Annotated in this window: 28 protein-coding genes and 1 pseudogene; 10 read left to right on the top strand and 19 right to left on the bottom strand. The window is 70.0% G+C overall.

The features are described from left to right. Window positions 1-18 precede the first annotated feature (18 nt). A complete protein-coding gene (locus BEI_RS03800) occupies window positions 19-2,493 on the bottom strand; it encodes an LPS-assembly protein LptD (RefSeq protein ID WP_097788259.1) in 2,475 nt (824 codons plus the stop codon). Window positions 2,494-2,655: 162 nt separating this feature from the next. Here BEI_RS03800 and BEI_RS03795 point away from each other — a divergent pair, with 162 nt between their 5' ends. The 4 genes from BEI_RS03795 (at window position 2,656) to speD (ending at window position 5,834) form a co-directional block, all read left to right on the top strand. Next, on the top strand, window positions 2,656-3,702 hold the full coding sequence (locus tag BEI_RS03795; protein WP_097788258.1) for an aminoglycoside phosphotransferase family protein: 1,047 nt from the start codon (window positions 2,656-2,658) through the stop codon (window positions 3,700-3,702). Beyond that, a complete protein-coding gene (gene murU / locus BEI_RS03790; protein ID WP_097788257.1) occupies window positions 3,699-4,370 on the top strand; it encodes an N-acetylmuramate alpha-1-phosphate uridylyltransferase MurU in 672 nt (223 codons plus the stop codon). The genes BEI_RS03795 and murU overlap by 4 nt, the downstream gene beginning before the upstream one ends. Window positions 4,371-4,436: 66 nt before the next feature. Further along, window positions 4,437-4,856, top strand: coding sequence for an OsmC family protein (locus tag BEI_RS03785; RefSeq protein WP_097788256.1), 420 nt, complete (start codon window positions 4,437-4,439; stop codon window positions 4,854-4,856). 183 nt (window positions 4,857-5,039) lie between these two features. Next, on the top strand, window positions 5,040-5,834 hold the full coding sequence (speD, locus tag BEI_RS03780; protein WP_097788255.1) for an adenosylmethionine decarboxylase: 795 nt from the start codon (window positions 5,040-5,042) through the stop codon (window positions 5,832-5,834). 147 nt (window positions 5,835-5,981) lie between these two features. On the opposite strand, the gene coq7 is transcribed toward speD, so the two are convergent. The 6 genes from coq7 to phaR form a co-directional block, all read right to left on the bottom strand. After that, on the bottom strand, window positions 5,982-6,626 hold the full coding sequence (coq7, locus tag BEI_RS03775; protein WP_097788254.1) for a 2-polyprenyl-3-methyl-6-methoxy-1,4-benzoquinone monooxygenase: 645 nt from the start codon (window positions 6,624-6,626) through the stop codon (window positions 5,982-5,984). 181 nt (window positions 6,627-6,807) lie between these two features. Continuing rightward, complete coding sequence (locus BEI_RS03770) at window positions 6,808-7,152, bottom strand: histidine triad nucleotide-binding protein (protein WP_097788253.1); 345 nt, start codon at window positions 7,150-7,152, stop codon at window positions 6,808-6,810. Window positions 7,153-7,187: 35 nt separating this feature from the next. After that, window positions 7,188-8,060: a phosphoribulokinase gene (locus BEI_RS03765; RefSeq protein WP_097788252.1), complete on the bottom strand. Its 873-nt coding sequence runs from the start codon at window positions 8,058-8,060 to the stop codon at window positions 7,188-7,190. Continuing rightward, window positions 8,060-8,494, bottom strand: a complete 435-nt coding sequence (locus tag BEI_RS03760; RefSeq protein ID WP_097788251.1) for an acyl-CoA thioesterase — start codon at window positions 8,492-8,494, stop codon at window positions 8,060-8,062. Before BEI_RS03760 ends, BEI_RS03765 begins: the two co-directional genes overlap by 1 nt. Window positions 8,495-8,529: 35 nt before the next feature. After that, on the bottom strand, window positions 8,530-9,819 hold the full coding sequence (gene purD / locus BEI_RS03755; protein WP_097788250.1) for a phosphoribosylamine--glycine ligase: 1,290 nt from the start codon (window positions 9,817-9,819) through the stop codon (window positions 8,530-8,532). An 81-nt stretch (window positions 9,820-9,900) separates the two neighbouring features. After that, window positions 9,901-10,350: a polyhydroxyalkanoate synthesis repressor PhaR gene (gene phaR / locus BEI_RS03750; protein WP_097788249.1), complete on the bottom strand. Its 450-nt coding sequence runs from the start codon at window positions 10,348-10,350 to the stop codon at window positions 9,901-9,903. A gap of 104 nt (window positions 10,351-10,454) precedes the next feature. Between phaR and BEI_RS03745 the strand changes: the two genes are divergently transcribed. Beyond that, complete coding sequence (locus BEI_RS03745; protein ID WP_097788248.1) at window positions 10,455-11,168, top strand: 16S rRNA (uracil(1498)-N(3))-methyltransferase; 714 nt, start codon at window positions 10,455-10,457, stop codon at window positions 11,166-11,168. 8 nt (window positions 11,169-11,176) lie between these two features. Here the strand turns inward: BEI_RS03745 and rloA3 are convergent, their stop codons facing one another. The 12 genes and pseudogenes from rloA3 to mbhE all read right to left on the bottom strand — a co-directional run bounded on the left by rloA3 (window position 11,177) and on the right by mbhE (window position 20,844). Next, window positions 11,177-11,707 (bottom strand): retropepsin-like aspartic peptidase RloA3, encoded by a 531-nt coding sequence (rloA3, locus tag BEI_RS03740; protein WP_097788247.1) that lies wholly within the window; start codon window positions 11,705-11,707, stop codon window positions 11,177-11,179. Continuing rightward, the gene (locus BEI_RS03735) at window positions 11,704-12,942 is read right to left on the bottom strand and encodes a lytic murein transglycosylase (protein ID WP_097788246.1); all 1,239 of its coding nucleotides are present in this window, start codon (window positions 12,940-12,942) and stop codon (window positions 11,704-11,706) included. Before BEI_RS03735 ends, rloA3 begins: the two co-directional genes overlap by 4 nt. A 54-nt stretch (window positions 12,943-12,996) precedes the next feature. Continuing rightward, window positions 12,997-13,398 (bottom strand): annotated as a pseudogene (locus tag BEI_RS03730) (DUF3429 domain-containing protein); the annotation flags it as partial. Between the two features lie 64 nt (window positions 13,399-13,462). Next, complete coding sequence (locus BEI_RS03725) at window positions 13,463-14,845, bottom strand: DASH family cryptochrome (protein WP_097788245.1); 1,383 nt, start codon at window positions 14,843-14,845, stop codon at window positions 13,463-13,465. Beyond that, entirely contained in the window at window positions 14,842-14,994 is a 153-nt protein-coding gene (locus BEI_RS03720) for a DUF2256 domain-containing protein (RefSeq protein WP_193765151.1), read from the bottom strand. The genes BEI_RS03725 and BEI_RS03720 overlap by 4 nt, the downstream gene beginning before the upstream one ends. A gap of 120 nt (window positions 14,995-15,114) precedes the next feature. Further along, complete coding sequence (gene mnhG, locus BEI_RS03715; protein ID WP_097788244.1) at window positions 15,115-15,513, bottom strand: monovalent cation/H(+) antiporter subunit G; 399 nt, start codon at window positions 15,511-15,513, stop codon at window positions 15,115-15,117. Beyond that, the gene (locus BEI_RS03710) at window positions 15,506-15,775 is read right to left on the bottom strand and encodes an MrpF/PhaF family protein (RefSeq protein ID WP_097788243.1); all 270 of its coding nucleotides are present in this window, start codon (window positions 15,773-15,775) and stop codon (window positions 15,506-15,508) included. Before BEI_RS03710 ends, mnhG begins: the two co-directional genes overlap by 8 nt. 16 nt (window positions 15,776-15,791) lie before the next feature. After that, entirely contained in the window at window positions 15,792-16,265 is a 474-nt protein-coding gene (locus BEI_RS03705; protein WP_097788242.1) for a Na+/H+ antiporter subunit E, read from the bottom strand. Next, window positions 16,262-17,761: a Na+/H+ antiporter subunit D gene (locus tag BEI_RS03700; RefSeq protein ID WP_193765150.1), complete on the bottom strand. Its 1,500-nt coding sequence runs from the start codon at window positions 17,759-17,761 to the stop codon at window positions 16,262-16,264. Before BEI_RS03700 ends, BEI_RS03705 begins: the two co-directional genes overlap by 4 nt. Further along, on the bottom strand, window positions 17,761-18,108 hold the full coding sequence (locus BEI_RS03695) for a Na+/H+ antiporter subunit C (protein WP_097788240.1): 348 nt from the start codon (window positions 18,106-18,108) through the stop codon (window positions 17,761-17,763). Before BEI_RS03695 ends, BEI_RS03700 begins: the two co-directional genes overlap by 1 nt. Before the next feature lie 11 nt (window positions 18,109-18,119). Beyond that, window positions 18,120-18,551, bottom strand: coding sequence for a Na+/H+ antiporter subunit B (locus BEI_RS03690; RefSeq protein WP_097788239.1), 432 nt, complete (start codon window positions 18,549-18,551; stop codon window positions 18,120-18,122). Then, a complete protein-coding gene (gene mbhE / locus BEI_RS03685; RefSeq protein ID WP_097788238.1) occupies window positions 18,544-20,844 on the bottom strand; it encodes a hydrogen gas-evolving membrane-bound hydrogenase subunit E in 2,301 nt (766 codons plus the stop codon). The genes BEI_RS03690 and mbhE overlap by 8 nt, the downstream gene beginning before the upstream one ends. A 248-nt stretch (window positions 20,845-21,092) precedes the next feature. Between mbhE and BEI_RS03680 the strand changes: the two genes are divergently transcribed. From BEI_RS03680 to BEI_RS03660, 5 genes are read left to right on the top strand one after another with little or no spacing between them, the layout of a single operon-like run. Then, window positions 21,093-23,915: a monovalent cation/H+ antiporter subunit A gene (locus BEI_RS03680; protein WP_097788237.1), complete on the top strand. Its 2,823-nt coding sequence runs from the start codon at window positions 21,093-21,095 to the stop codon at window positions 23,913-23,915. Further along, the gene (locus BEI_RS03675) at window positions 23,915-24,262 is read left to right on the top strand and encodes a Na+/H+ antiporter subunit C (RefSeq protein ID WP_097788236.1); all 348 of its coding nucleotides are present in this window, start codon (window positions 23,915-23,917) and stop codon (window positions 24,260-24,262) included. The genes BEI_RS03680 and BEI_RS03675 overlap by 1 nt, the downstream gene beginning before the upstream one ends. After that, window positions 24,259-25,770: a monovalent cation/H+ antiporter subunit D gene (locus BEI_RS03670; protein WP_097788235.1), complete on the top strand. Its 1,512-nt coding sequence runs from the start codon at window positions 24,259-24,261 to the stop codon at window positions 25,768-25,770. Before BEI_RS03675 ends, BEI_RS03670 begins: the two co-directional genes overlap by 4 nt. Further along, window positions 25,767-26,297 carry a Na+/H+ antiporter subunit E gene (locus tag BEI_RS03665; protein ID WP_097788234.1) on the top strand — a complete coding sequence of 177 codons (531 nt, stop codon included), beginning with the start codon at window positions 25,767-25,769 and terminating at the stop codon, window positions 26,295-26,297. Before BEI_RS03670 ends, BEI_RS03665 begins: the two co-directional genes overlap by 4 nt. Further along, the gene (locus BEI_RS03660; protein WP_097788233.1) at window positions 26,291-26,560 is read left to right on the top strand and encodes a K+/H+ antiporter subunit F; all 270 of its coding nucleotides are present in this window, start codon (window positions 26,291-26,293) and stop codon (window positions 26,558-26,560) included. The genes BEI_RS03665 and BEI_RS03660 overlap by 7 nt, the downstream gene beginning before the upstream one ends. The last annotated feature ends 5 nt before the right edge of the window (window positions 26,561-26,565 follow it).

Genomic DNA, 26,565 nt, shown 5'->3' with positions numbered 1-26,565 from the left:
GCGTGCATCGCGCGACGCTCAAGGCCGGCCGAAGGCGGTACTGCGATAGCCCGGGACGGCGCTACGGAAATGGGCATCCGCCTCGCCCCCGACGCCGCCGAGCCCCTTGAACACCAGGCGCAGGAAGGCGCCACGGTCGGTGGTGTCATCGGCGATGGTGCTGGCGGTGTCGGCGTCGTCGACCCACTCGCGCCACACCAGCTGGAGACCATAACAGCAGTCGTTCCACTGCACACCCGCCAGCCGCTCCAGGGCCCGGTCATTGGTGTGGTCATACAGCACCCGGCCGATCAGGTCGAGCCGCGGCGAGACCCGCCAGGCCCCGGAGACATCGACCTCCTCCCGGTCGTAGCCGCGTGCGTCGTCGCCCTCCTCGGCCGGATCGAAGCCCTGGAGCTCCCAACGGTAGCCCAGGTTCAGCACGTGCCCCGCCTCGGCCCGGTACTGCAGATCCCAGCTGGCACGCTCGGTGCGCGACAGGTGATCGTCGTAGAGCCACTGCCAGTAGGTCTGCCAGTGATCGCCGAGCCGCCAGTCCAGCCGGGTGACCAGGGGCGAGCGGTCCCGGGTGGCATCGTAGAAGCGTCGGAAGTCGGCCTCCGAGGGCAGGGTATCGGGGTCGCCCGCCAGGTCGATGGTGCGATCCTCGAGGTAGTAGGCCTGGCCCACCCCCAGCGAGAGCCGCTCGCGACCGCTGGCGTCTTCCACCAGCCGCGTCTCCACGCCGAGGGAGACACGGTTGAGGTCCCCCACTCGGTCGCCACCGGTGAAGCGATGGGACGTCCACAGCTGCTGCCAGGAGAAGGCCTGCTCGCTGGTGTCGAAGTCGGGGAGGTCCCGCTGGTTCCGGGCCGGGACATAGGCGTAGTTCAGCCGGGGCTCCAGGGTCTGGCGGAAGGCCTCCCCACCGAGGCCGAGGTCGCGCTCGAAGATCAGACCGCCGTCGAGGGAGGCGATCGGCACGGTCAGCGAGGGATCCTCGGGCCGGTCGGTCTCGCGATCGCCATAGTCGAGGTCGTAGGTGAGGTGGGTGAGCTCGGCGCGCGGCTCGAGATGGCCCCAGCTCTCGGCGAAGCGCCAGCCCAGGGCCGGCGTCAGGCTCAGCCGGGTCCCGTCGGCCGCTTCGCGGATGGGGATCGTGCGCTGGGTGTCGCGGAAGGTGTAGCGACCGTTCTCGTCGGTGCCGACATCCCGCCAGAAGTGGGTCAGGTTGGCCCCCCACTCCTGATAGAGACCGGTCTCCTGGCTCCATCGGGCCCGGGCGTTGAGGCTCGGCAGCCGATAGAAGGGCTTGTCGCCCGGATCCAGGGGATCGTCGAGTTTCTGGTAGCCCTGGGCCTTGGCCTCCAGCCGCCAGACCTCCCCGCGGTAGTCGAGCCCGGCCAGGCGCGACAGGCTCCGGGTCTCCGTCTCGCCGAAACTGCGTCCGAAGTCCTCGAAGTAGGCCCCGTCGCTGGCCGCGCCATAGCGCAGCCGATAGCGGGTGCGCGAGCCGAAGCGCCCGGCGTGGCGGAAGTCCAGGTACCAGCGGTCGTCGCCGTTTTCGAGAGAGGAGCCCGCGGCGGCCTCGTCGCCGGCACGGCGGTCGTCGACCATGTAGGCCCCTTCCAGGGTGCCGGCGTCGGACGGGAAGAGATAGCGGTACTCGCCCCCCAGCGACTCGCCCCGCTCGCCGATCCAGCGGGGAGTCAGGGTCGCGTCCTGGTCGGGGGCGATGTTCCAGTAGAAGGGCTGGGCATAGTCGAGGCCATCGCCCGAGACGCCGACCACCGGCCACAGGAAACCGGTCTGGCGACGCTCGTCGATGGGAAAGCGCACCCAGGGCCAGTAGAACACCGGCACCCGGCCGACCTCGAGGCGGGCATGCCGAGCGGTCCCGAACCCGCTCTCCCGATCCAGCAGGATATCCCGTCCCACCAGGCGCCAGAGGTCGCTGCCCGGCTCACAGGTGGTGAAGCTCGCCTCGCTCAGCCGATAGCGACCGTCCTCCAGCCGAGCCAGGCGCACCGCATCGCCGCGCAGGCGCTGGGCGTGCGCCACGTAATGGGCCCCCTCGATGCGCGCGGCATCGCTCGCCAGGGAAAACTCGGCGGCCTCGCCGCGAACCAGCAGGTTGCGGTCGCGGATGGCCAGCGGCCCATCGGCCAGCACCCGGTCCCGGGCGGCCGGCAGGCGCACCGCCGGGGCCTCCAGCTGGGTGTCCCCGCGGCGCAGCACCACCTCCCCGGCGAGCCGAGTCTCGCCCTGCGTCCCGTACTCGCCGCGATCGGCCTCGCTGGCCACCCGCCCCTCGGGGGGCGCCGCCAGGCGATAGTCCGGCATGACGTAGCGTCCCCGGCAGACGGCGCCGGCGGGACGCTCGTCGCCCCAGGGCCGCCAATCCAGCCGGTCGGCCGGCAAGGGCTCGGGGGGCGACGCCAGCACCGGGCCCGTCGTCATCAGGCTCGAGGTCACCAGGCCTGCCAGGGCCGTCCAGGAGGGTCGCTTGGCCATGTTCCACGATGTCCTTGGCGGAGTGAATCGGTATTATACAGGCCCCATGCGACCTGTCCCGCCGACGAGTCCCTGTCATCGCCGACGAGGCCGGGCCTCAGCATGGGGCGACGCCCCGGGGGCGTCAACCGACGCCCCGCCACCGGACATCGAGAGGTGAAGATGCCAGAGGCCGATGCCCTGCCGCGCCAGACCCGCCTGCGCCAGTGGGCCGCCCGCCACCACGGGCTCGATCCCGCGGAGGTCGACCTGCGCCTGGCCGCCGGCGACGCCAGCTTCCGCCGCTACTACCGCCTGACCCTGCCCGATGGCACCACCCGCATGCTGATGGACGCGCCTCCCGACCGGGAGGACAGCGCCCCCTTCGTGTCCATCGACCGGCGCTGGGCCGAGGCGGGGCTGCCGGTCCCGGCGCTCCACGGCCTGGACCTCGAGGCCGGCTTCCTGGAACTCGACGACCTGGGCGACACCCCCCTGCAGATGCGCCTGGGCGCGGCGGACGACCCCGACACCCTGGCCTGGTACGAACGCGCCCTGGCGCTGCTCGATGCGCTGCAGACCCGTGCCGCTCCCCAGGGCCTGCCGGCCTACGATGCCGAGCGGCTCGGCCGGGAGCTGGACCTCTTTCCCGACTGGTGCCTCCAGCGCTGGCTGGACCTGCCCCCGCCGCCCGGCTGGGCCTCGCTGCGGGAGGCCCTGATCGCCGCGGCCCTCGCCCAGCCGGTGGTCACCGTGCACCGGGACTTCGACGCCATGAACCTGATGGTGGTCGACGAGCGGCTCTTCCTGATCGACTTCCAGGATGCCGTGGCCGGCCCGCTCAGCTACGACCTGATCTCGCTGCTGCATGGCCGCTACTGCCGCTTCGCCCCGGCGCAGCGGGCGGCCTGGGTCGAGGCCTTCCGGGCCCGCGCCGTGGCCGACGGCCGGCTCGACGCATCCGTGGCGCCCGAGTCCTTTCGCCGAGACGTCGCGGCCATGGCGGCCCAGCGCAGCCTCAAGGTACTGGGGATCTTCTGCCGGCTGACCCTGCGGGACCGTCGCGAGGGCTACCTGGCGCGCCTGCCTCTCTTCCTGACCCACCTGGAGGATGCCCTGGCCGAGCTCGGGGGCCATGCGGCCTTCCGGGACTGGCTCGCCGACCGCTTCCGCCCCGCCCTGGGAGCGAAACTGGCGGAGGCCGGCATCGCCCGGGAGGACACCCCATGAAGGCGATGATCCTGGCCGCCGGGCTCGGCACCCGCATGCGCCCGCTCACCGACCACTGCCCCAAGCCGCTCTTGCCGGTGGCCGGCAAGCCGCTGATCGTGCACCACCTGGAGCGCCTGGCGGCGGCGGGCATCGTCGAGGTGGTGATCAACGTCAGCTACCGGGCCGACCAGATCATCGAGGCCCTGGGCGACGGCGGCGACTTCGGGGTCCGCATCGCCTGGAGCCGCGAGGAGGCGCCGCTGGAGACCGGCGGCGGCATCCGCCGTGCCCTGCCGCTGCTGGGCGAGGCCCCCTTCTGGCTGGTCAACGGCGACGTCTGGTGCGACCTGACGCCGGACGCGCTGCCGGCCCTCGACGACGACCTGGCCCGGCTGGTGCTGGTGGACAACCCGGCGCACCACCCGGACGGCGACTTCCATCTCGACGCCGCGGGCCGGGTGCACGAGACGGGAAAGCCCAGGCTGACCTATGCCGGCCTGGCGCTGCTCGACCCGGCCCTGGTCGCCGGATGCGACGACGGTGCCTTCGCCCTGGCCCCGCTGCTGCGCGCGGCCATGGCCCGGGGACGCGTCGCCGGTCACCATCATCGGGGCACCTGGGTCGATGTCGGCACGCCGGCCCGCCTCGCGGCCCTGGACGAGGCACTGCGCGCCCAGCGGGGCTGAGTCGAGGACGGACAGCTGCTATGCTGCCGAGCCCAACGCGAAATCCCAACCGAGGACACCCAGCCTATGAAAGCCAGCGTCAAGTGGACCGACGGTCGCCAGTTCGTCGCCGAGGCCGGCAGCGGCCACAGCGTGGTCATCGACGGCCCCCCCGACCACGGCGGCCGCAACACCGGCCCCCGCCCCATGGAGATGCTGCTGATGGGCCTCGGCGCCTGCACGTCCTTCGACGTCCTGGAGATCCTCGAGAAGTCCCGGGCCCCGGTCTCGGACTGCGTGGCCAGCATCGAGGCCGAGCGTGCCGACAGCGTGCCCAGCGTCTTCACCAGGATCCATGTCCACTTCACGGTCAGCGGCAAGGGGCTCAAGGAGAAGCAGGTCAAGCGGGCCGTCGAGCTGTCCGCCGACAAGTACTGCAGTGCCTCCATCATGCTGGCCCAGGGCGGGGTGGAGGTGACGCATTCCTTCACGATCGTCGAGGACTGAGGGCACCCCCGACGCCGCGGCGCCGATGCGTTACCCGAGCGGTGACGACCGGACGGCGAAAAAAATGCCTCGCGGCGGATGCGCCGTCATGGCGGGGTGTGCATAATACGCGCCTTTCGATCGCCAGGGGTTCCGGCGCCGCCCGTCGGGATGACAACATCTGCCACTTTGGGAGGTTCGGACGTGACCGACAATCTCCGACTCCACGGGTTCAACAACCTGACCAGCTCCTTGAGCTTCAACATCTACGACATCTGCTATGCGAAGACCGAGGAGCAGCGCAAGGCCTACATCGACTATATCGATGAGCTCTACAATGCCGAGCGCCTGACGCAGATCCTCAAGGACGTGACCAACATCATCGGCGCCCATGTCCTGAACATCTCTCGCCAGGATTACGAACCCCACGGCGCCAGCGTGACCATCCTGATCGCCGAACACGAGCTGGAGGAGGCCGATCCCGAGCAGATGGAGCCCGGCCCCGGGCCGCTGCCGGAAACCGTGGTGGCCCACCTCGACAAGAGCCACGTCACGGTGCACAGCTATCCGGAGTCCCACCCGGACAACGGCATCAGCACCTTCCGCCTGGACATCGACGTCTCCACCTGCGGCCAGATCAGCCCGCTGAAGGCGTTGAACTACCTGATCCACAGCTTCGATTCCGACATCGTCACCATGGACTACCGGGTGCGCGGCTTCACCCGGGACGTGAACGGCAAGAAGCTGTTCATCGACCACGAAATCACCTCCATCCAGGACTACCTGGCCGAGGACACCAAGCGGGCCTACCAGATGATGGACGTGAACGTGTACCAGGAGAACATGTTCCACACCAAGATGCTGCTCAAGGACTTCGAGCTGGACAACTACCTGTTCGGCACCTCGCGTCGTGACATCACCTTCGAGGAGGCCCGGGAGATCGAGGGCCGGCTGCGCAAGGAGATGCTGGAGATCTTCTACTCGCGCAACATGGATTGACCCGCCTTGAGGCCGGCAATGCCGGCCTCAAGGCGGGAGCTGTAAGCCGTAAGCTTGAAGCTGGAAGAAAAAGCGAACCCCCACTTCAAGGCAAGGCCGAGGTGGGGGTTCTGTCTTCGGGGTTTCTTCCAGCTTCCGGCTTCAAGCTTAAAGCTTGTACACGGATCTGGTCATCACCCTGGAGGCCAGCGTCATGCCGGCCTTGACCGGGGCCGGGAAGCGGACGCCGCCGGCCGCCAGCGCCTGCTCGGCGTGGTGGGCCTCATCGATGGCCATCTGGCGCAGCACCGCCCGGGAGCGATGGTCGCCCGGCGGCAGCGCGTCCATGTGGGCGTCCAGATGGCGTCCCACCTGCTCCTCGGTGGCCGCCACGAAGCCCAGGCTGACCCGGTCGCCGACCGCTCCCGCCAGGGCCCCGAGGCCGAAGGAGGCGGCGTAGAACAGCGGATTGAGGCGGCTGGTATGGCCGCCCAGCTCGGTGATGCGGTCCTCGCACCAGGCCAGGTGGTCGATCTCCTCCTGGGCGGCTTCCTCCATCTGGTGCCGGATCTCGGGCAGCTTGGCGGTCAGGCCCTGCCCCTGGTAGAGCGCCTGGGCGCAGACCTCGCCGGTGTGGTTGATGCGCATCAGTCCCTCGGCATGGCGACGCTCGGCGTCGCCCATGTCCTCGTCGCGTACCTCCGGCGTGGCCGGGGAGGGACGCGAGGCCTGGGCCGCCCGGGGCACCAGGGTCCGCAGGACGGCATCGAACTGGCGCACCAGGTCATCGGTGCGGGAATACTGGCGGTTCATGACACCCCCTGGATTCATGGTGACGCCATTGTAACCGAGTCACCGCGGGTGGGGCAGTTCCGGACGCGGCGACGCCGCCCGGTGGGCGGCGCCGAGGGATGCACCCGGTGTGGATGCACCCGGTGTGGATGCACCCGATGCGTCGAGCGCCTGGAGCGTGCGGCGAACCGCAGGTTGCCGACTACCCAGCCGGCCAGGTAAAGCGTCGACCGCCCATCAGGTGCATGTGGATATGATAGACGGTCTGGCCGCCCTGCTCATTGCAGTTCATCACCACCCGGTAGCCGTCCTCGGCGAAGCCTTCCTGCCTGGCCAGCTTGGCGGCGGTGAACTGCAGGCGCCCCACCAGGGCCAGGTCGCCGTCCTCCTCGATGTCGTTGAGGGTGGCGATGTGCCGCTTGGGCACGATCAACATGTGGGTCGGGGCCTGGGGGTTGATGTCGTTGAAGGCCAGGACCTCGTCGTCCTCGTAGACGATGTCGGCGGGAATCTCGCGATCGATGATCTTGCAGAACAGGCAATCCATGGGGTCAAGCTCCTCGACGGTTGGCGGGAAGGGGCTCAGCGGAAGCGCCGCTGGGCCAGCAGGTGGCGCACCAGCGGCCCGAGGATCAGTTCCATGGCCAGCGGCATCCGGGACCCCGGCACCACCAGGGTATGGGGGCGGCTCATGAAGGCATCCTGGATCATCGCCAGCAGGTAGGGGAAGTCCACCGTGGCCGGATCCCGGAAACGGATCACCACGAAGGACTCGGCGTCGGTGGGGATGTCCTGCACCTCGAAGGGGTTGGAGGTGTCCACCGTGGGCACCCGCTGGAAGTTGATATGGGTCCGCGAGAACTGCGGCTGGATGTAGCGCACGTAGTCGTCCATCCGGCCCAGGATGGTGTCGATGACCGCTTCCTGGGAGTAGCCGCGATAGCGCATGTCGCGATCGATCTTCTGGATCCACTCCAGGTTCATGGTCGGGGCCACCCCGACCAGCAGATCGACGTGCCGGGCGATGTCGTGGTCGGCGGTGACCAGCCCCCCGTGGAGGCCCTCGTAGAACAGCAGGTCGGTGCCGCTGGGCAGGGGCTGCCACTCGGTGAAGGTGCCGACCTGGTAGCCGGCCTCGATCATCGACTTGTCTTCGGCGTGGATGTAATGGCGATAGGTGCCGGTACCGTGCTCGCCGTATTCCTGGAAGAGCTCCTCCAGGCGATCGAGCAGGTTCGCCTCCACGGCGAAGTGCGACAGCTTGTCCTTGCGCTCGGGTTCCTCGCGGAAGATCCGTGCCAGTTCCTGGCGGGTATAGCGATGGAAGGCGTCGCCGTCGACGAAGGCGGCGTGCAGGTCCTCCCGGGCGAACATCCGCTCGAAGGTGCGCTTGACCGTGGTGGTGCCGGCCCCGGAGGAGCCGGTCACGGCGATGATCGGATACTCCCGTGACATCAGCCCGCTCCCATCAGCCTTTGGCGAACCGCCGGGGGAATCGCCACGGGACGCCCCGTGCCGGGATCCACCAGCATCAGGTTGAGCCGCGCCGTGGCCACGACCAGCTCGTCCGCCTCGCGGCGCACGCGGTGATAGACGGTGATCGCACGACGCCCTGGCTCGGGAATGGCGGTGTCCACCACCAGCGCCTCCGGCCAGCGGGCCTCGGCCTGGTATTGCACGGCGAGATCCGCCACCACGCTGGGGTAGCCTCCCATGTCGTACTCGATCAGTCCCAGGTCGGCGAGCGCCGCGATCCGGGCCTCGTGGAGCAGCGACACCAGGGCGTCATGGCCCAGGTGATGGCCATAGTTCATGTCGGTGACGCGCACCGTCAGCGGATGACGGTGCCGGACGTCCGCCTCGGGGAACTCCAGTCTGACGCGCTCCATGCAGCCTCCTTGTCGTTGTTCTCGGGCGGCTCGGCTCAACCCTGCTCGCGGGCGATGGCGCGATGGGCGATGTCGCGGCGATAGAAGGCGTCCGGCCAGTGGATCTCGGCCACGCCGCGATAGGCCAGCTCGCGAGCCGCAAAGACGCCCTCGCCCAGGGCGGTGACGCAAAGCACCCGGCCGCCGGCGGTGACCACCTCGCCATCCTCGCCCTCGGCGGTGCCGGCATGGAAGACCTTGCAGCCGGTGCTCTCGGCGGCGACCAGCCCCTGGATGGCGTCGCCCTTGCGGTAGCCGCCGGGATAGCCGCCGGCGGCCATCACCACCCACACGGCGGCGCGTTCGTCCCAGTCGCAGCGGTGGCCGGCCAGCTCGCCACGGGCCCCGGCCAGGCACAGCTCGGCGAGATCGGAGGTCAGGCGCAGCATGATCGGCTGGGTCTCGGGATCGCCGAAGCGGCAGTTGTACTCGATCACCCGGGGGTTGCCCTGGTCGTCGATCATCAGGCCGGCGTAAAGGAAACCGGTGTAGGGGTGCCCTTCCTCGGCCATGCCCTGCACCGTGGGCCGGATGACCCGATCCATGATCCGCTCGAAGACCTCGCCGGTGACCACCGGCGCCGGGGAATAGGCGCCCATGCCCCCGGTATTGGGGCCCTGGTCGTCGTCGTAGGCGCGCTTGTGATCCTGGCTGGTGGCCATGGGCAGCACCGTGTCGCCGTCGACCATGACGATGAAGCTGGCCTCCTCGCCCTCGAGGAAGTCCTCGATGACCACCCGGGCACCGGCGTCGCCGAAGGCATTGGCCTCGAGCATGTCGCGCACCGCGGCCTCGGCCTCTTCCTGGGTCATGGCCACGATCACGCCCTTGCCGGCGGCCAGACCGTCGGCCTTGATGACGATGGGCGCGCCCTTCTCGGCGAGATAGGCGAGTGCCGGTTCCACGGCCACGAAGGTGCGGTACTCCGCGGAGGGGATGGCGTGACGGGCCAGGAAGTCCTTGGTGAAGGCCTTGGAGCCCTCGAGCTGGGCCGCCCCGGCGGTGGGCCCGAAGATCGCCAGTCCCGCCTCCCGGAAACGGTCCACCACGCCGGCCACCAGCGGCGCCTCGGGGCCGACGATGGTCAGCTCGACGGCCTCGTCCCGGGCGAAACGCACCAGGCCGTCCAGGTCCTCGGCGCCGATGGCCACGTTCTCGAGACCGGGCTCACGGGCGGTCCCGGCGTTGCCCGGCGCCACATAGACGGTCTCGACCCGTGGGGACTGGGCGACCTTCCAGGCCAGGGCATGTTCGCGGCCACCGCCGCCGATGATCAGAACCTTCATCCGCTGCTCTACCTCACTACCGGGGGAAAAACGTCGCGGCATTATGTCAGAATCCGGCCGGCTACGCCGCCCCGGGGCGCCTCAGGCGTCGTCGTCGTCCTTGCGGCCGGGCGTGCCGAAATTCTGCTGCCAGAAACGCATGTTCTCCTCGGCCAGCTCGCGCATCATCTCCATGGGCGTGTGGCGCATGGCCTGCTGCCACTGGTCCTGCATGTGCTTCTGCTGCTCCAGCATCAGCCGGGTCCCCTGCTCCAGGTAACGGGACAACGGCAGCGGCTGGGCCATGTTGTAGACCCGGATGAACTGCGCCAGCAGGTCGTTGGAGAACACCTGGGCATCGCCGTCGGCCTGTTCCTGCTCGATGATGATGGAGAGCAGGATGGTGCGGGTCAGGTCCTCCCCGGTCTTGGCGTCCTCGACCCGGAAGGGCACCTCGTCGAGGATCAGCTGGCGCAGGTCCTCGAGGGTCACATAACGGCTCTGTTCGGTATCATAGAGCCTGCGGTTGGCATACTTGCGAATCACGCGCACGGCGCTGCTCCTCGTTCGTCTCGGACGGGCGGACGCCCGTCCCTTTACGAGTATTGTGCACCGCGCCACCCGCCATGCAAGGCATACCGGCACCACGAGGCCCCATGAACCTGATCCTGCTCTCGCCCGACGACATCGAGAACCACCACCTGGCCAGGGTCCGCGAGCCGCGCCGGCTCGCCCACCTGAGGGAGGTCCACCGGGCCCGGAGCGGCGACGTCATGACCCTGGGCATCGAGAACGGCGCCCTGGGGCGGGGCGCGCTGCTGTCGCTCGACGACCGGGAGGCGGTGTTCGACATCGCCGGCCTCGACCAGGCGCCGCCGCCGCCCCTGCCGGTCCACCTGGTGCTGGCGCTGCCGCGGCCGCGGATGCTGGCCCGCACCCTGGAACATGTCACGGCGCTGGGGGTGAAGGCGCTGACGCTGCTCAATACCCGTCGGGTCGAGAAGAGCTACTGGCAGTCGCCGGAGCTGTCCGAGGCCAAGATCCGCCGCCACCTGGTGCTGGGGCTCGAACAGGCCAGGGACACCCGCATGCCCTCGGTGACCCTGGCCAAGGGGTTCCGTCCCTTCGTCGAGGACACCCTGCCGGGGTTGCTCGTCGGGCGCCAGGGACTGCTGGCCCATCCCGGCATGCCGGACGACTGCCCGCGGGGCATCGACCGCGAGACCTTGCTGGTGGTGGGGCCGGAAGGCGGCTTCATTCCCTGGGAAGTGGAGCGCCTGCTCGAGGCCGGCTGCCGGGGGATCCACCTGGGCCCGCGCATCCTCCGCGTGGAGACGGCGGTGACCGCCCTGCTCGCCCGACTCTTCTGATCCAACCGCTATTCTGCGTCGGGCCGATGGGGGATCAAGGGCGAGTCCTCGTCGCAACGGGGCTCGGTCAGGTGGGTGCGGGCCACGTCGAGACGGCCGAGGTGGCCGATGGTGCGCCGCCCCAGCAGCATCGGGTAGGTCATGGCCGAACGGTCACGCAGGCTGAACTCCTCCTCGTAGCGCACCCCGTCCACGCAGACCTCGAGCAGCACCACCGGACGCTCGTCCCGTCCCCCGGCGCCGCGCACCGTCATGTCGCGCTGCAACGGCCGCTCCAGGGTCACCGACAGGGTCTCCCCGGCCGCCGCGTCTTCCAGGCGCAGCCGGAAGCGTACCCAGGGCTCGCCCTCCCGGTCGAAGGTCGCGAGGTCCCGGGCATCCAGCGAGGAGGTGCGGGCGCCGCTGTCCAGCTTGGCCTCGAGGACCGCCCCCCAGGGCATCAGGGCGACCCGCTCGACCCACCCGACCACCCGCTCGGGCTCGTCGGCCGGGGCCAGGGCCGACCACAGGGCCAGCACCAGGACACCGAGGCGTCTCATGGATCGAGCCTCCGCAGCCGCTCCAGCAGGCCGAGGGTCGCGAAGCCGTCCGGGGTCACCCCGACCTCGCGCTGGAAGGCGCGCAGCCCCCGACGCGTGTTGGGGCCCAGGATGCCGTCCGCGGCGCCGACCTCGAAGCCGCGGGCATTGAGCCGACGCTGCAGCTCGCGCACCTGCTCCTGCCTGAGCGCCGGCTCCTCACGGGGCCAGTCACCGCGTATGCCGGGGCGGCCGGCGATGACGTCGGACAGGGTGCTCACGGCCAGGGCATAGCTGGTGGCGTTGTTGTAGCGGCGGATCACCCGGAAGTTGTCGCCGACCAGGAAGGCCGGCCCCCGGGCCCCCGCCGGCGCGGTCCGCGCCGCCTCCTCGAGGCGCGGCAAGGGGCCTCCGTCGACGCCACGCACCCCCAGGGCCGCCCACTCGGCGGAGGAACGGCGAAGCGCCCCGTCCGCCTGGGCATGATCGAAGCCGGGCGGCAACACGACCTCCGCGCCCCAGGGCTCGTCCATGCGCCAGCCGGCGCGATCGAGATAGTGGGCGGTGGAGGCCAGCACGTCGGGGATGCTGGCCCAGATGTCACGGCGGCCGTCGCCATCGGCGTCCACCGCATAGGCCAGGTAGCTGGAGGGCAGGAACTGGGTGTGGCCCATGGCGCCGGCCCAGGACCCGACCATGCGCCCGGGGGTGACGTCGCCGGCCTCGAGGATCCGCAGGGCGTCGAGCAGCTCCCCGCGGGCGAAGTCGCGCCGCCGCCCCTCGAAGGCCAGGGTGCCCAGGGCATCGAGGGTCGAGAAGTCCCCCAGGTAGGCACCGTAACTGCTCTCGATCCCCCAGATGGCCACCAGGACCTCCGCGGGGACCCCATGGCGCTCGGCCGCTCGCGCTGCGCTCGCCTGGTGTTCCGCCAGTCGAGCGCGGCCGTTGCGGACCCGGGTCGGCGATACGGCGGCGTCCAGGTACTCCCAGATGGGCCTCACGAACTCCGGTTGATGGCGGTCGAGCTCGATGACCCGGGGACGGTAGCGCATGGCCTCCAGGGCGGGCGCCAGGACGGCCTCGTCGATGCCCTCCTCCAGGGCACGGCGCCGAAAGTCCGCCCGCCAGGCCGCGAAATCCCGGGAGTCGGCGACCGGTGACGCCTCGGCGGCGGCCGAGGCCTGATCGACGGCGACCCCCTGGCAGATCGCCAGCGCCAGGCCGATCAGGGCGGGAAGGAGCAAGCGAGGCATCATGGAGACAACATCCTGAGCGATATCGGGGCCCCGATGATCGCCCAGAACGCCGTCTCAGACCAGTAGCAGGAGGCGAGCGATCACCCCCAGGTGGCAGGCCGCCACCACCAGGGTCAGCCGCGTTCGCAGGCGGCGGTACCAGGCCGGCAGTCCCGGCGCGCCAGGCCCGGCCTCGTAGGCCCGCAACGCGAGGAAGCCGACCAGCAGGATCCAGGCGCCGAGCCGCGCATCGATCAGCAGCGACGGCCAGGCGACCAGGCTCGGCAGGATTCCCGCGACGAGGCGATGCCGCTGGCCATGCGCCAGGGCCAGCCCCCAGTGGACACCGCCGAGGAAGGAAAGGATCAGGGCGCCATAGGCCAGAAACGCCTGGATGGCGAGCAACTGCCAGAAGGTCGGGGCCAGCCAGGCCGCCGCCAGGGCGCCCCCGAAGGGCAGCAATCCGGCCAGACCGAGTCCCTCGGCGAGACGCCGGGCCGATGACGGCGCCCCCCGGGACGGCGATCGGGCGACGCGACGTTCATCGCCCCGCTCCGTCGCCGGGAGGCAGCAGGTCGTCGTGCCAGTCCTCGGGCACCGCCAGGGGCACGGGGAAGGCCTCGGGGGCGACTCGCCAGGGCTGGTGACGCGACGTTCCGGCCGGCAGCCGCTCCAGGTCGGGCTGCCACCGGGCGACATAGGCGCCCTCGGGATCGTAATGGTCGGCCTGGCGCAGGACATGGAAGCGATGCGCCCGGCCCTGGCGCCCCCGCCCGGCGATATAGCCCCAGTTCCCCCAGTTGCTGGCGACGTCGTAGTCGAGCAGACAGCGCTCGAACCAGGCCGCGCCCAGGCGCCAGTCCATGCCCAGGTCATGGACCAGATAGCTCGCCACGTTCTGGCGGGCACGGTTGGACAACCAGCCGGTGTCGGCGAGTTCGTACATGGCCGCATCCACGAAGGGCACGCCGGTCTCGCCTCGGCACCAGGCCGAGAAGGCCGCGGGAGGCGACGGGAGCTCGCGACCGCCGAAGAGGGTCCGGCCCGCCTGGCGGGCCGCCCAGTGGAAATAGTCCCGCCACAGCAGCTCGAGACGCAGCCAGCGACTCGACTCGCTCTCGCCGTGCTCGGCCTCCCACTCGCCCAGCGCCGCGTTCACCTGGCGGGCGGAGAGGCAGCCCTGGGCCAGCCAGGGGGACAAGCGGCTGGAGAAGTCGGGCCCGACGAGGCCATCCCGGGTCTCACGGTAACGGGCCACGGCACCGCTGTTCCAGAGGTAGTCGTCGAGGCGCGCCCGTCCGGCGGACTCGCCTCCGGCGAAGCGGAAGCCACCGCGGGGGCCGGGCCGCCAGCCGGCCGACCGAGAGCATACCTCGCGCAACGCGGGCAGGCCTCGGGGCGCGGCTTCCGGCCAGGGGGGCAGGGTGACCGGGGCCGGCTCCGGATCGGCGAAGGCCGGCGCGGGGCCAAGCCGGCGGCGGAAGGCGGAAAAGCTCGCCGGCAGGGCCTCGAGGGGCGTCGGCAGGAGCTCGGGGGCGAGCAGCATGCCTCCCTCGAGTTCCTCCACGGCACAGACGGCCTCCAGGCGCCGCCTCGATCGGCTCACCGCCCGGGCCTCCTCCCAGCCGGCGTCCACGCGCACCCGCACCCGGTCGGCCTGGAGAGCCTCGGCCAGCGACGCGACCACCGCCACGGGCTCCCCCACCCTCACCAGCAAGTCGCTACCTCGCTTCAGCAACTCCCCCCGCAGGGCGATCAGGCTCTGCCACAGGAAGCCCAGCCGCGCCCGTCCGATGCGTCCAGTGGCCAACCAGTGTTCGTCCAGCACATAGACACAGAGCATTTGCCTGCCCAGCGGGCCGCGCCACAGCGGGTTGTCGGCCAGGCGCAGGTCCTGGCGCAGCCAGACGATGTCGGTACTCATGGCGCCCTCCTCAGGCGTCGTGCCTGACGGCGGCAGCGTTCACTGCAGTGATGAACCTCGTCCCAACAGCGAGACCACTTGCGCCGCCAACGGAAGGGACGCCCGCAGGTTCGGCAGGGCTTGCTCGGCAGGTCGGCCCTGCGCCGCATGGCGCCCCTCATCATGGACAACAAATAATTTTTGTACAGCTTGTGTACATGATAAGCGAGACAGGCGCGAACGCAAGCGGCCACCTCGGGGTGGCCGCCTGCGGTTTCACTGGTTGGGGATCAGCCGTCGCCCCGAGGGCGGCGGCCGCCCTCCTCGTCCTCTTCCAGGCCGCTGTGCAGCCGATGGGTCAGGGGGTCGTAATGGGGACGCAGCTCGTCCTTGAGGGTCCCGCTCCACAGCCGGGTGCCGACGAAGTAGCCGGCCCGGCCGATGACATGGGCGGCCACCGGGGCGGTGAGCATCACGAAGATCACCACGCCCAGGGCCCGGGCCACCACCGTGGCCTGACCGAAGTGCAGCGCCACCCCCAGCATGATCAGGGTGATGCCCAGGGTGGCCGCCTTGGTGGTGGCATGCATGCGGGTCAGCAGGTCCGGCAGGCGGATCACGCCGAGCGCCGCCACCAGCATGAAGGCCGTGCCGGTGAGCAGCAGGCTCGCCTCGAGCAGCTCAATCATCGCCCTGCCCTCCCCGCTCGACGAACCGTGCGAAGCCGATGGTGGCCATGAAGCCCATCAGCGCCATGACGATGGCCACGTCGAGCAGCAGCACGTCCTCGGCGGCGATGGCGACGATGCCGATGATCCCGACCACCATGGTGGAGAACAGCTCCAGGGCCACCACCCGGTCCGGCAGGCTGGGGCCACGGACCAGCCGTACCAGGGCCAGGCCGAGACCGGCGGTCAGGGCCAGCAGGCAGATCGACAGGACGGGCGTCATGGGCTACCTCCCGGGACTAGTGGAACAGGGCCAGGGTGCGCCGTTCGAGCTCGGCCAGGCTGCGGCGCAGCGCCGGCTCGTCGTCGAGGAACATGGCATGGATGTAGAGCACCCGTCGATCGTCGGACACGTCCAGGCTGAGGGTGCCCGGCGTCAGGGAGATCAGGTTGGCGACCAGGGCGATCTCGAAGTCGCTGCGAGCGGCCAGGGGCATGGCGATCACCCCGGGGCGCATGTACCAGGGCGGGGTGACGATGTCGTAGGCCACCTTGAGGTTGGCCAGCAGCAGCTGGCGCAGGAAGAAGCCCAGGAAGGCCAGGATCCTCGGCAGCCGCTGGGCGTAACCGGCCAGCGCGGGCACCTGGGGCTGGAGGATCGCCAGCGCCAGGTAGGCGAAGCCCAGGCCAGCCAGCAGGTTGGTGCCGCTGAAATCGCCGCTGAGGACCATCCAGGCGAGCCCCAGCAGCAGGTTCCAGAACGCCCCGATCATGGTCGTCCCTCCACGCCGAGCACCGCCTCGATATAGCGCTCCGGTGCGAGCAACTGCTCGGCCGAGGCCTCGACCAGGGCATACAGCGGGCCGGCCTGCAGCCCGATCAGCAGGGTACACAGCGCCAGCCCCGCCGCCGGCAGGGCCATCAGCCACAGCTCTCCCTGGCCGGGAGCCGACGCCCGGTCCTGCTCTTCCGGCGCCGCCTTCCAGAAGACCTCGGCCCAGATCTTGACCATCGAGAAGAGGGTCAGCAGGCCGACCAGCAGGGCGACGGCGGTCACCCCGTAGGCTCCGGCTTCGAGGCCGGCCCGGATCACGATGAACTTGGCGAAGAAGCCGGACAGCGGCGGCATGCCGGCCAGCGACAGGGCGGGGATCAGGAACAGCACCGCCAGCCAGGGGTGGGTGCGGTAGAGGCCACCGAGACGCTCCAGTCGATAGCTGCCGCGCAGGCGATGGACGATGCCGCTGATCAGGAACAGGTTCGCCTTCACGATGATGTGATGGACGATGTAGAAGAGCCCGCCGAGCACCGCCAGCGGCGTGAACAGCGCCAGCCCCAGCAGCATGTAGCCGATCTGGCTGACGATGTGGAAGGACAGGATGCGCCGGAACTCGAACTGGACCATGGCGCCCATCACCCCGGTCAGCATGGTGAGCGCCGCCCCCCACAGCAGGATCTCGTGGGTGTAGCCGGGATGATGGGGGAAGAGCAGGGTGAAGACCCGGAACAGGGCATAGACCCCCACCTTGGTCAGCAGGCCGGCGAACAGGGCCGAGACCGCCACCGGCGGGGTGTGGTAGGAGGCCGGCAGCCAGAAGAACAGGGGGAAGGCCGCCGCCTTGATCCCGAAGGCGACCATGAACATCAGCGCCAGCACATCGACCAGCCCCGAGTCCAGCGTCGCCAGCCGCTGGGCGATATGCGCCATGTTCAGGGTGCCGACCAGGCCGTAGAGCAGCCCCACCGCGACCAGGAAGGTCACCGACGACAGCAGGTTCAGGGTCACGTACTTGATGGCCCCCTCCATCTGGGCCTTCTCGCTGCCGAGCGTCAGCAGCGCGAAGGACGCCACCAGCATCACCTCGAACCAGACATAGAGGTTGAAGATGTCGCCGGTGAGGAAGGCGCCGGCCACCCCGCCCAGCAACAGGTGCATCAGGGGGAAGTAGCCGAAGGCCTCGTGGCCGCGGCCGGTGGTGGCCAGGGAGTACAGCGCCACGGCCAGGCCGATGAGACCGGTGATCACCACCATGATGGCCCCCAGCAGGTCGGCCACCAGGCTGATCCCGAAGGGCGCCGGCCAGTCCCCGACCTGCAGCACCCGGATACCGTCGCGCTCCACCTCGACCAGCAGCCAGAGGGCGGCGACCAGCAGTCCCGCCGTGCCGACCACGGCGATCCCCCGCTGGGCCGGCCGCCACCGCCAGGCCAGCAGCGACAGCGAGCCGGCGAACAGCGGGATGAGGACGGGCAGGGCCAGCGGCGACATCAGCGGTCGGTGTCCTGCAGGTGGTCCAGGTCGTCGGTGCGCACCAGCTCCCAGGCGCGACGCACCAGCACCACCGCGAAGGAGAGCACCCCGAAGGAGATCACGATGGCGGTCAGCACCAGCGCCTGGGGGAGCGGGTCGGCCACCGCCCAGGCCGGCGCGGCCATCCCCCGAGGCACCAGCGGCGGCGCCCCCCGCTCGAGCCCCGCGGTGACGAAGATCAGCAGGTTGGCGGCGTTGGACAGCAGTATCAGGCCGATCACCAGCTTGACGATGGAGCGGCGCAGCAGCATGTAGATGGCGGCGGCGAAGAGAATGCCGATGGTCACGGCCAGCACGGCTTCCATGGGACCTCCTGTCATCGCGAGTCGTCGGCCTGATCGATCTCCACCAGGGCGGTGATGGCGGTGAGCAGGGCCCCGAGCACCACCAGGTAGACGCCCATGTCGAAGAGCAGTGGCGTGGAGAGCGTGATGCCCAGCGGCAGGTCCCACCACTGGGCGGTGAAGAAGGGCTGGCCCCGCCACCAGGCCGGCAGGGTCGAGAGGACGCCGAGCAGCAGCCCCAGGCCGATCAGGTCCCGTGGCGCCACCTTGAGCAGGGAGTGCATGGCTCGCCGCCCATGGGCGAAGAGGTAGAGGGCGAAGCCTCCGGCGGCGACCAGCCCGGCGATGAAGCCGCCCCCCGGCGCGTCGTGGCCGCGCAGCAACAGGAACACCGAGAACATCAGCTGGAGCGGCAACAGCAGCTGGGCCGCCACGCCGAGGATGAGGGTGCCCGACTTAACCATGTCCCGCCTCCTCGGCCCGGAAGCACAGCATGGCGTAGACGCCGACCGCGGCCAGCGCCAGCACGAAGACCTCCCCCAGGGTATCCAGGGCCCGGAAGTCCACCAGGATGACGTTGACCAGATTGTGGCCATGGCCCAGGGGCTGCCCGTTGGCCACCATGTAGTGGGAAACGCTCGGCAGGCGCTCGCCGCCCAGCACCGCCAGCATCAGGGTGGTGATCAGGGCGCCGACCAGGGCCGCCACCCCGAGGTCACGCCACCGCTGCAGAGGCGTGGACAGCACCGTGAAGTGCGGCAGGCGGAACAGCACCAGGGCCAGCAGCACCACGGTCAGGGTCTCGACGAGCAGCTGGGTGATCGCCAGGTCGGGCGCGCTGAACAGCACGAAGGTCAGGGCGATGGAGAACCCCATGCTGCCCAGCGCCGCCACCGCGGCGAGCCGCGAGCGCACCATGCAGGCGGTCAGCGCCCCGGCGGCCATCAGGGCCGCGACCACCAGCTCATGGGCCTGCCAGGCGCTGCCGGGCCAGGAGAGGCTGCCGTGCCGCACCAGCAGGGCGTGCCCGACCAGCCCCAGCCAGGCCATCAGGATGGTGACCAGGTAGGTGCGCAGGTGGCCGTTCTGGAGGATCCGGGTCTGCCAATGGGCCAGCTGGAGCGTGCGCCAGCCCAGGGTCGAGTGCCAGACCTCGGGCCCCCGGGCCACCAGCGGCGCCAGGACATCGACCAGCCGGGCGCGCACCGATTCCCAGCGCAGGAAGACCGCGACGCCCAGGACCAGGCCGGCCAGCGACAGGGCCAGGGGCCCCCCGACCCCATGCCAGGGCACCAGGTGCAGCGCTTCGCCGGAAGCGCCCAGGCCGGCCAGGGTGACGGTCACCAACTCGTCGAAGAGTCCCGGGGCCACGCCGGTCAGCAGCGACAAGGCGGCCAGCAGCGCCGGGCCGACCAGCAACGCGGGGGGCGTGCCCCGGGGACGCCGTGGAGGGTCCCGAAGGGGGCCGAGGAAGGGCCGGATGGCGACGATGGCCGCCACCGACAGGGTCAGCCCGGCCGCCAGGGTCACCGCGACGACGGCCACCCAGCCCGTCCCGCCGGCCTCCAGCAGGGCGCCGAACAGCGCCTCCTTGGCGACGAAGCCGAGCATGGGCGGCAGCCCGGCCAGGGACAGCGCGGCCACCGCCGCCGTCAGCGCGGTCCAGGGCAGGAGCCGGCGCAAGCCCCCCATGGCGGTGACGTCCAGGGTGCCGGTCATGACATCGAGGATGCCGGCCACCAGGAAGAGTGCGCCCTTGTAGAAGGCATGCGCCAGCAGGAAGACGAGGCAGGCGGCCAGCGCCGCCCGAGTGCCGATGCCCAGCAGCAACGTCATGGTGCCGAGCGCCATCACCGTGGAGTAGGCCAGCATCAGCTTGAGGTTGGTCTGGCGCAGCGCCATCACCGCCCCCAGCAGCAGGGTCACTCCGCCGATCAGGGCGAGCCCCAGCGTCCAGGCCGAGGTCCCGGACAGCGCCGGATGCAGCCGGGCGAGCAGGTAGATGCCCGCCTTGACCATGGTGGCGGAGTGCAGGTAGGCGGAGACCGGGGTCGGCGCGACCATGGCATTGGGCAGCCAGAAGTGGAAGGGAAACTGGGCCGACTTGGTGAAGGCCCCGATGAGAATCGCCACCAGCAACGGCAGGTAGAGGACATGGCCGCGGATGGCCTCGCCCCGGCTCGCCAGCTCGGCCAGCGACCAGCTGCCGCCGGCCTCGGCCAGCAGCACGAACCCCACCAGCAGCGCGAGACCGCCGCCCGCCGTGACCAGCAGCCCCTGCAGGGCGGCCTGACGCGCGAGGGGGTCGGTGTGACGAAAGCCGATCAGCAGGTAGGAGGTCAGACTGGTGAGCTCCCAGAAGACGAACAGCGCCACCAGGTTGTCGGCCAGCACCAGCCCCAGCATCGACATCATGAAGGCCATCAGCACGGCCAGGAAGCGCGGCAGGTCCGGGTGGCCGCGCAGGTAGCCCCCGGTATAGACCAGCACCAGGACGCCGATGGCGGCGATCAGGCAGGCGAACAGCCAGGCCAGGCCATCGAGGCGGAAGGTGAGGGTGATGTCCAGGGCCGGGACCCAGGCCTGCTCCAGCATCAGGGCGCCCCCGCCGGCGAGCAGGGACCAGTGCTGGAGCAGCCAGCCGACGATGGCGGCGGGCAGCAGTGCCAGCAGCAACGGGGTCCGGGCGCCCGCCACGCGATGCAGCCAGGGAGTGAGGCCCGCCACCACGAAACCTGCCAGCACAGCCAGTTGCATCATGCACCTCCGCGCCTCGTCGAGGCTCAGGGGGCGCCGCCCCCGCCTCAGGATCAACTCTAGAGAGCCAATCAGTTGAAAGGCAAGGAGGGCGCGAGACGTCCTTCATTAGGGTACAGTGTGGGCTCGAATGCCAATGACGGGCCCCCTGGCCAGGGAAGGATGCGACGCCATGGCGCTTGCGTTCGCCCTTCTCGACGGCAAGATGATGCCCCTCAGCCAACGCAAACGCGCAGGATGACCGACCGATGACATTGCTGTGGATAGCCCTGCTACCCCTACTCGGCGTGCTGGTGCCGGCCCTCGGCGCCGGGCTCAGGCGACGGGAGTGTTCCCTGGCCACCGCCGCGCTGCCTGCCCTGGCCCTGCTCCTGACCCTGTTCGAGGTCCCCGCCCTGCTCGACGGCGAGTCGCTGCGGGTCGCCGTGGACTGGATTCCGACCCTGGGGCTCGAGCTGGCCTTCCGGTTGGATGGCCTGAGCCTGCTGTTCAACCTGCTGATCCTCGGCATCGGCCTGCTGATCCTGCTCTATGCCCATTTCTACCTGGCCCCCGAAGAGCCCTACGCGCGCTTCTATGCCTACCTGATCCTGTTCATGGCCTCCATGGTCGGCATCGTCATGGCCGACAACCTGTTGCTGCTGTGGCTGTTCTGGGAGCTCACCAGCCTGTCGTCCTTCCTGCTGATCGGCTTCTGGTCCCACCGCAGCGACGCCCGCAAGGGCGCGCGCATGGCCCTGGCGGTCACCGGGGCCGGTGGCCTGGCGCTGCTGGCCGGCTTCCTGCTGATCGGCGACATCGTCGGCAGCTACGCCCTGGATCCGGTGCTCGAGAGCGGCGATCTCATCCTCGCCGACCCCCGCTATCCCTGGCTGCTCGGGCTGGTGCTGCTGGGCGCCTTCGCCAAGTCCGCCCAGTTCCCCTTCCAGTTCTGGCTGCCCCATGCCATGGCCGCGCCGACGCCGGTCTCCGCCTACCTGCACTCCGCCACCATGGTCAAGGCGGGCATCTTCCTGATGGCCCGCCTGCATCCGGCGTTGGCCGGCAGCGAGCTGTGGACCCTGACCGTCTCCCTGGTGGGCATGGTCACCCTGCTGTACGGCGCGTGGTTCGCACTGATGAAGACGGAGCTCAAGGGCATCCTGGCCTTCTCCACGGTCAGCCATCTGGGCCTGGTCACGGTGCTGCTGGGCATCGGCAGCCCCATGGCGGTGCTGGCCGCCCTCTTCCATATCCTCAACCACGCCACCTTCAAGGCGGCCCTGTTCATGAGCGCGGGCATCATCGACCACGAAACCGGCACCCGCGAACTCGGCCGCCTCGGCGGCCTCCATCGCGCCATGCCGATCACCGCCCTGCTGACCTCGATCGCCGGCGCCGCCATGGCCGGCGTGCCGCTGTTCAATGGCTTCCTGTCCAAGGAGATGCTGTTCGCCGAGGCCCTGGCCACGCCGGTGCTCGGGGGACTGAGCTGGCTGATGCCGTTGCTGGCGACCCTGGGCGGGGTACTCTCGGTGGCCTATTCGGGCCGGCTGGTGCATGCGGTCTTCTTCAAGCCCGCCCGGCAGGCCCCGCCCAAGTCGCCCCATGAGCCTCCCCGGCTGATGCGCCTGCCCGTGGAGATCTTCGCCGCGCTTTGCGTGCTGGTCGGGCTCTTCCCCTCGGCAATGGCCGGCGGCCTGCTCGACCTGGCCACCCGCGCCGTGCTGCTCGAGCCGCTGGACTTCCACCTGGCGATCTGGCACGGCATCAACCTGCCGCTCGGCATGAGCGTCGTCGCCCTGCTCGGCGGGGTCGGGCTCTACCACCTGCATCGCCACCTGCGCCGCTTCCTCAAGGGCTTCGAGCCGGTGGATGCCCGCCTGGTCTTCGAGGCCGCGATGCAGCGCCTGGCGCTGCGCTCGGAACGCCTGCTCAAGCGCCTGGACAATGCTTCCCTGCAACGCTACATGGCCCTGCTGCTGTTCGCCGCCCTCGCGCTGACCGCCCTGGGGCTGGGCATGATGCCCAGCCTGGCCGGCGACCGGCCCCAGCGCCCGGCCGATGGCGTCCTGCTGACCGGCGCGGCGCTGCTGATCTTCGGCGCCATCGGCACCGTGGTCGCCCATCGCTACCGGCTGATTTCCCTGCTGCTGCTGTCCATGGTGGGGCTGCTGGTCTCGCTGACCTTCGCCCGCTTCTCCGCCCCGGACCTGGCTCTGACCCAGCTCTCGGTGGAGGTGGTGACCATCATCCTGCTGATGCTGGCGCTGTTCTTCCTGCCCCAGAAGACCCCGCGGGAATCCTCGATGCCGCGCAACGTGCGGGACGTCGCCCTGGCCGGCGCCCTGGGCATGGTCATCGCCAGCCTCAACTACGCCGTCCTGACCCGGGACACTCCCAGCATCTCGGGCTTCTTCATCGACAACAGCGTGCCCGGCGGCGGCGGCCACAACGTGGTCAACGTCATCCTGGTCGACTTCCGCGGCTTCGATACCCTCGGCGAGATCACCGTACTGGCGCTGGCCGGCCTGGCCATCTTCAAGCTCCTCAACCGCCTGCGGCTGTTCATGCCGCACAGCGACGCCGAGGGCCGCGTCTGGGCCCCGGACCGTTACCCGATGATCCTGACCACCATCTCCCAGACGCTGCTGCCGCTGGCGCTGCTGGTCTCGGTGTTCATCTTCCTGCGCGGCCACAACCTGCCCGGCGGTGGCTTCATCGCCGGCCTGATCAGCGCGGTGGCGCTGATCCTGCTGTACATGGCCCGCGGGGTGGAGTGGGCCCAGGCCCGGCTCGACTTCCAGTACCAGCCGGTGGCGATCGCCGGGGTGGGCATCGCCGCCCTGACCGGGGCGGGCAGCTGGCTGTTCGGCCACCCCTACCTGACCTCGGCCTTCGGCCACTTCCACCTGCCGCTGATCGGCGATCTCGAACTCGCCACCGCCCTGATCTTCGACCTGGGCGTCTACCTGGCCGTGGTGGGAGCGACGCTGATGATCCTGGCCAACCTCGGCAAGGTGACCACCCCCCACCGCCCGGCCAAGGACGACGTGGCGCCCGCCACGGCCTTCGTCAAGGAGAAACGTTGATGGAAAGCCTCTACGCCATCACCACCGGCGTGCTCAGTGCCTGCGGGCTCTACCTGACGCTGCGGGGCCGAACCTTCCCCGTGGTGGTGGGACTGACCCTGCTGTCCTATGCGGTCAACCTCTTCCTGTTCTCCATGGGCGGGTTGACCACCCACGGCGCGGCCATCATCGACGGCCCCCGCGACTATGCCGATCCCCTGCCCCAGGCCCTGGTGCTCACCGCGATCGTCATCGGCTTCGCCATGACCGCCTTCGCGGTCATCCTGGCGATGCGTGCCCGGGGCGACATGGGCAACGACCATGTGGACGGTCGCAAGCATGAAGAGGGAGAGGAGACGCGCCGGTGACCCAGCATCTGATCATCCTTCCCGTCGTCCTGCCGCTGCTGACGGGCCTGCTGCTGCTGACCTCCCGGGTCGGCGGCACTCGCCTCAAGCGTCTCGCCGGGGTCGGCTCGACCCTGGCGCTGGTGATCGTCGCCGCCCTGCTGCTGGCCCGGGCCGCCGGCGGCGAGGTCGCCTACTATGCGCTGGGGGACTGGCAGCCCCCCTTCGGCATCGTCATGGTCCTGGACCGCCTCTCGGCCCTGCTGGTGCTGGTCACCGCCGTGCTGGCGCTGGGCTGCGTGATCTTCGCCTGCGCCGGGGACGACGAGAAGGGCAGCAACTTCCATGGCCTCTTCCAGCTGCAGCTGATGGGGATCAACGGCGCCTTCCTGACCGGCGACCTCTTCAACCTCTTCGTGTTCTTCGAGGTACTGCTGCTGGCCTCCTACGCCCTGTTGCTGCATGGCGGGGGGAAGGCACGCATCCAGGCCGCGGTCCATTACGTGGTGCTCAACCTGGCCGGGTCCGCGCTGTTCCTGATCGCCGTGGGCACGCTCTACGGCGCGACCGGCACCCTCAACATGGCCGACATGGCGGTGCGCCTGGCCGAGCTGCCCGAGGAGCGGGCCGGCCTGGTGACCGCCGGCGCCCTGATGCTGCTGGTGGTGTTCGGCCTCAAGGCCGCCGTGCTGCCGCTCTACTTCTGGCTGCCCCGCGCCTATGCGGCGGCCCCCGCCCCGGTGGCGGCGCTGTTCGCGATCATGACCAAGGTAGGGATCTACGCCATCCTGCGGGTCTACAGCCTGGTCTTCGGCGAGCAGGCGGGCCCCCTGGCCGACCTGGACCAGCCATGGATCTGGTGGCTGTCGCTGGCCACCCTGGCCGTGGCGACCCTAGGGGTGCTGGCGTCCCGGGACCTGCGCCTGATGGTGGCCTACCTGGTGCTGGTCTCGGTGGGTACGCTGCTGGTGGGCGTCGGCATGGGCACCGTGGCCGCCACCAGCGCCCTGCTCTACTACCTGGTACATACCACCCTGGTGACCGGCGGCCTCTTCCTGCTCGCCGAGATGATCGGCCAGCAGCGCGGCAAGGCGGGGACCCGCATCGTCAAGGGCAAGCCGCTTCTCCAGGGGGGGCCCCTGGCCCTGTGCTTCCTGGGCGGCGCCATCGCCGTGGCCGGCCTGCCCCCGCTGTCGGGTGCCATCGGCAAGGCGCTGCTGCTGGATGCCGCCACGCCCGCCCAGCAGCCCTGGCTCTGGCCGTTGCTGCTGGCCAGCGGCCTGGGGGCCATGATCGCCCTGTCCCGGGCCGGCTCGACGCTGTTCTGGCGCAGTCATGCGGGAGAGCGGGTCGGCGAGCCGCTGCCCCGCGAGCAATGGGCGGGCACGGGGCTGCTGCTGGCGGCCGCTCCCCTGCTGGTGGCGCTGGCCGGTCCGATCAGCGACTATACCCGGGCCGCCGCCGAGCAGCTGGCCGAACCCGACGCCATCGTGCGCGCCCTGCTGTCCGATGCTGGAGAGACCCCATGATCAAGCCTCGCCCCTGGTTGCCGATCCCCCTGCTGTCGGCCCTGCTGCTGGTGGTCTGGCTGCTGCTGGTGCGCAGCCTGGCCTTCGGCCACCTGCTGCTGGGCGGCTTCCTGGCCATCGTCATCCCGCTGTTCACCCATCGTTTCTGGGACGTCCAGCCCCGGGTCAAGCGTCCCTGGCTATTGCTGCGCTATGCGGGGCGGGTGCTGGGAGACATCATCGTGGCCAACTTCCAGGTCGCCTGGCTGATCATCAACCCCTGGCGCCGCTCGCGGCCGCACTTCGTCGTGTACCCGCTGATGCTGGAGGAGCGTTTCACCATCACCCTGCTGGCCAGCACCATCAGCCTCACCCCCGGCACCGTCTCGGCGAACGTTCGCCTGGACGGCAAGACCCTGCTGATCCACAGCCTGGATACCCAGGACGAGGCGAGTCTCATCGAGGAGATCCGGGAACGCTACGAGCGCCCCCTCATGGAGATCTACGAAGCGGACAAGCTCCCGCTCAAGGAGGCCGAAACATGCTAGACCTCGCCCTCAAGATCAGCCTGACGCTGGTGATGCTGGCCATCGTGCTCAACACCTTTCGCCTCACGATCGGCCCCAGCCTGCCGGACCGCATCCTGGCGCTGGACACGATGTACGTGAACTCCATCGCCCTGATCGTGCTGCTCGGTCTCTGGCTCAACACCAAGACCTACTTCGAGGCGGCGGTGCTGATCGCCATGCTCGGCTTCATCGGCACCGTGGCGGTGTGCAAGTACCTGCTGCGCGGCGACATCATCGAATAGCACCG

This window comes from Halomonas beimenensis, assembly GCF_002549795.1.
Classification (GTDB): Bacteria; Pseudomonadota; Gammaproteobacteria; order Pseudomonadales; family Halomonadaceae; genus Halomonas; species Halomonas beimenensis.
Note: the sequence above shows the minus strand (reverse complement) of the source record. Positions and strands in the feature narration are given on the sequence as shown.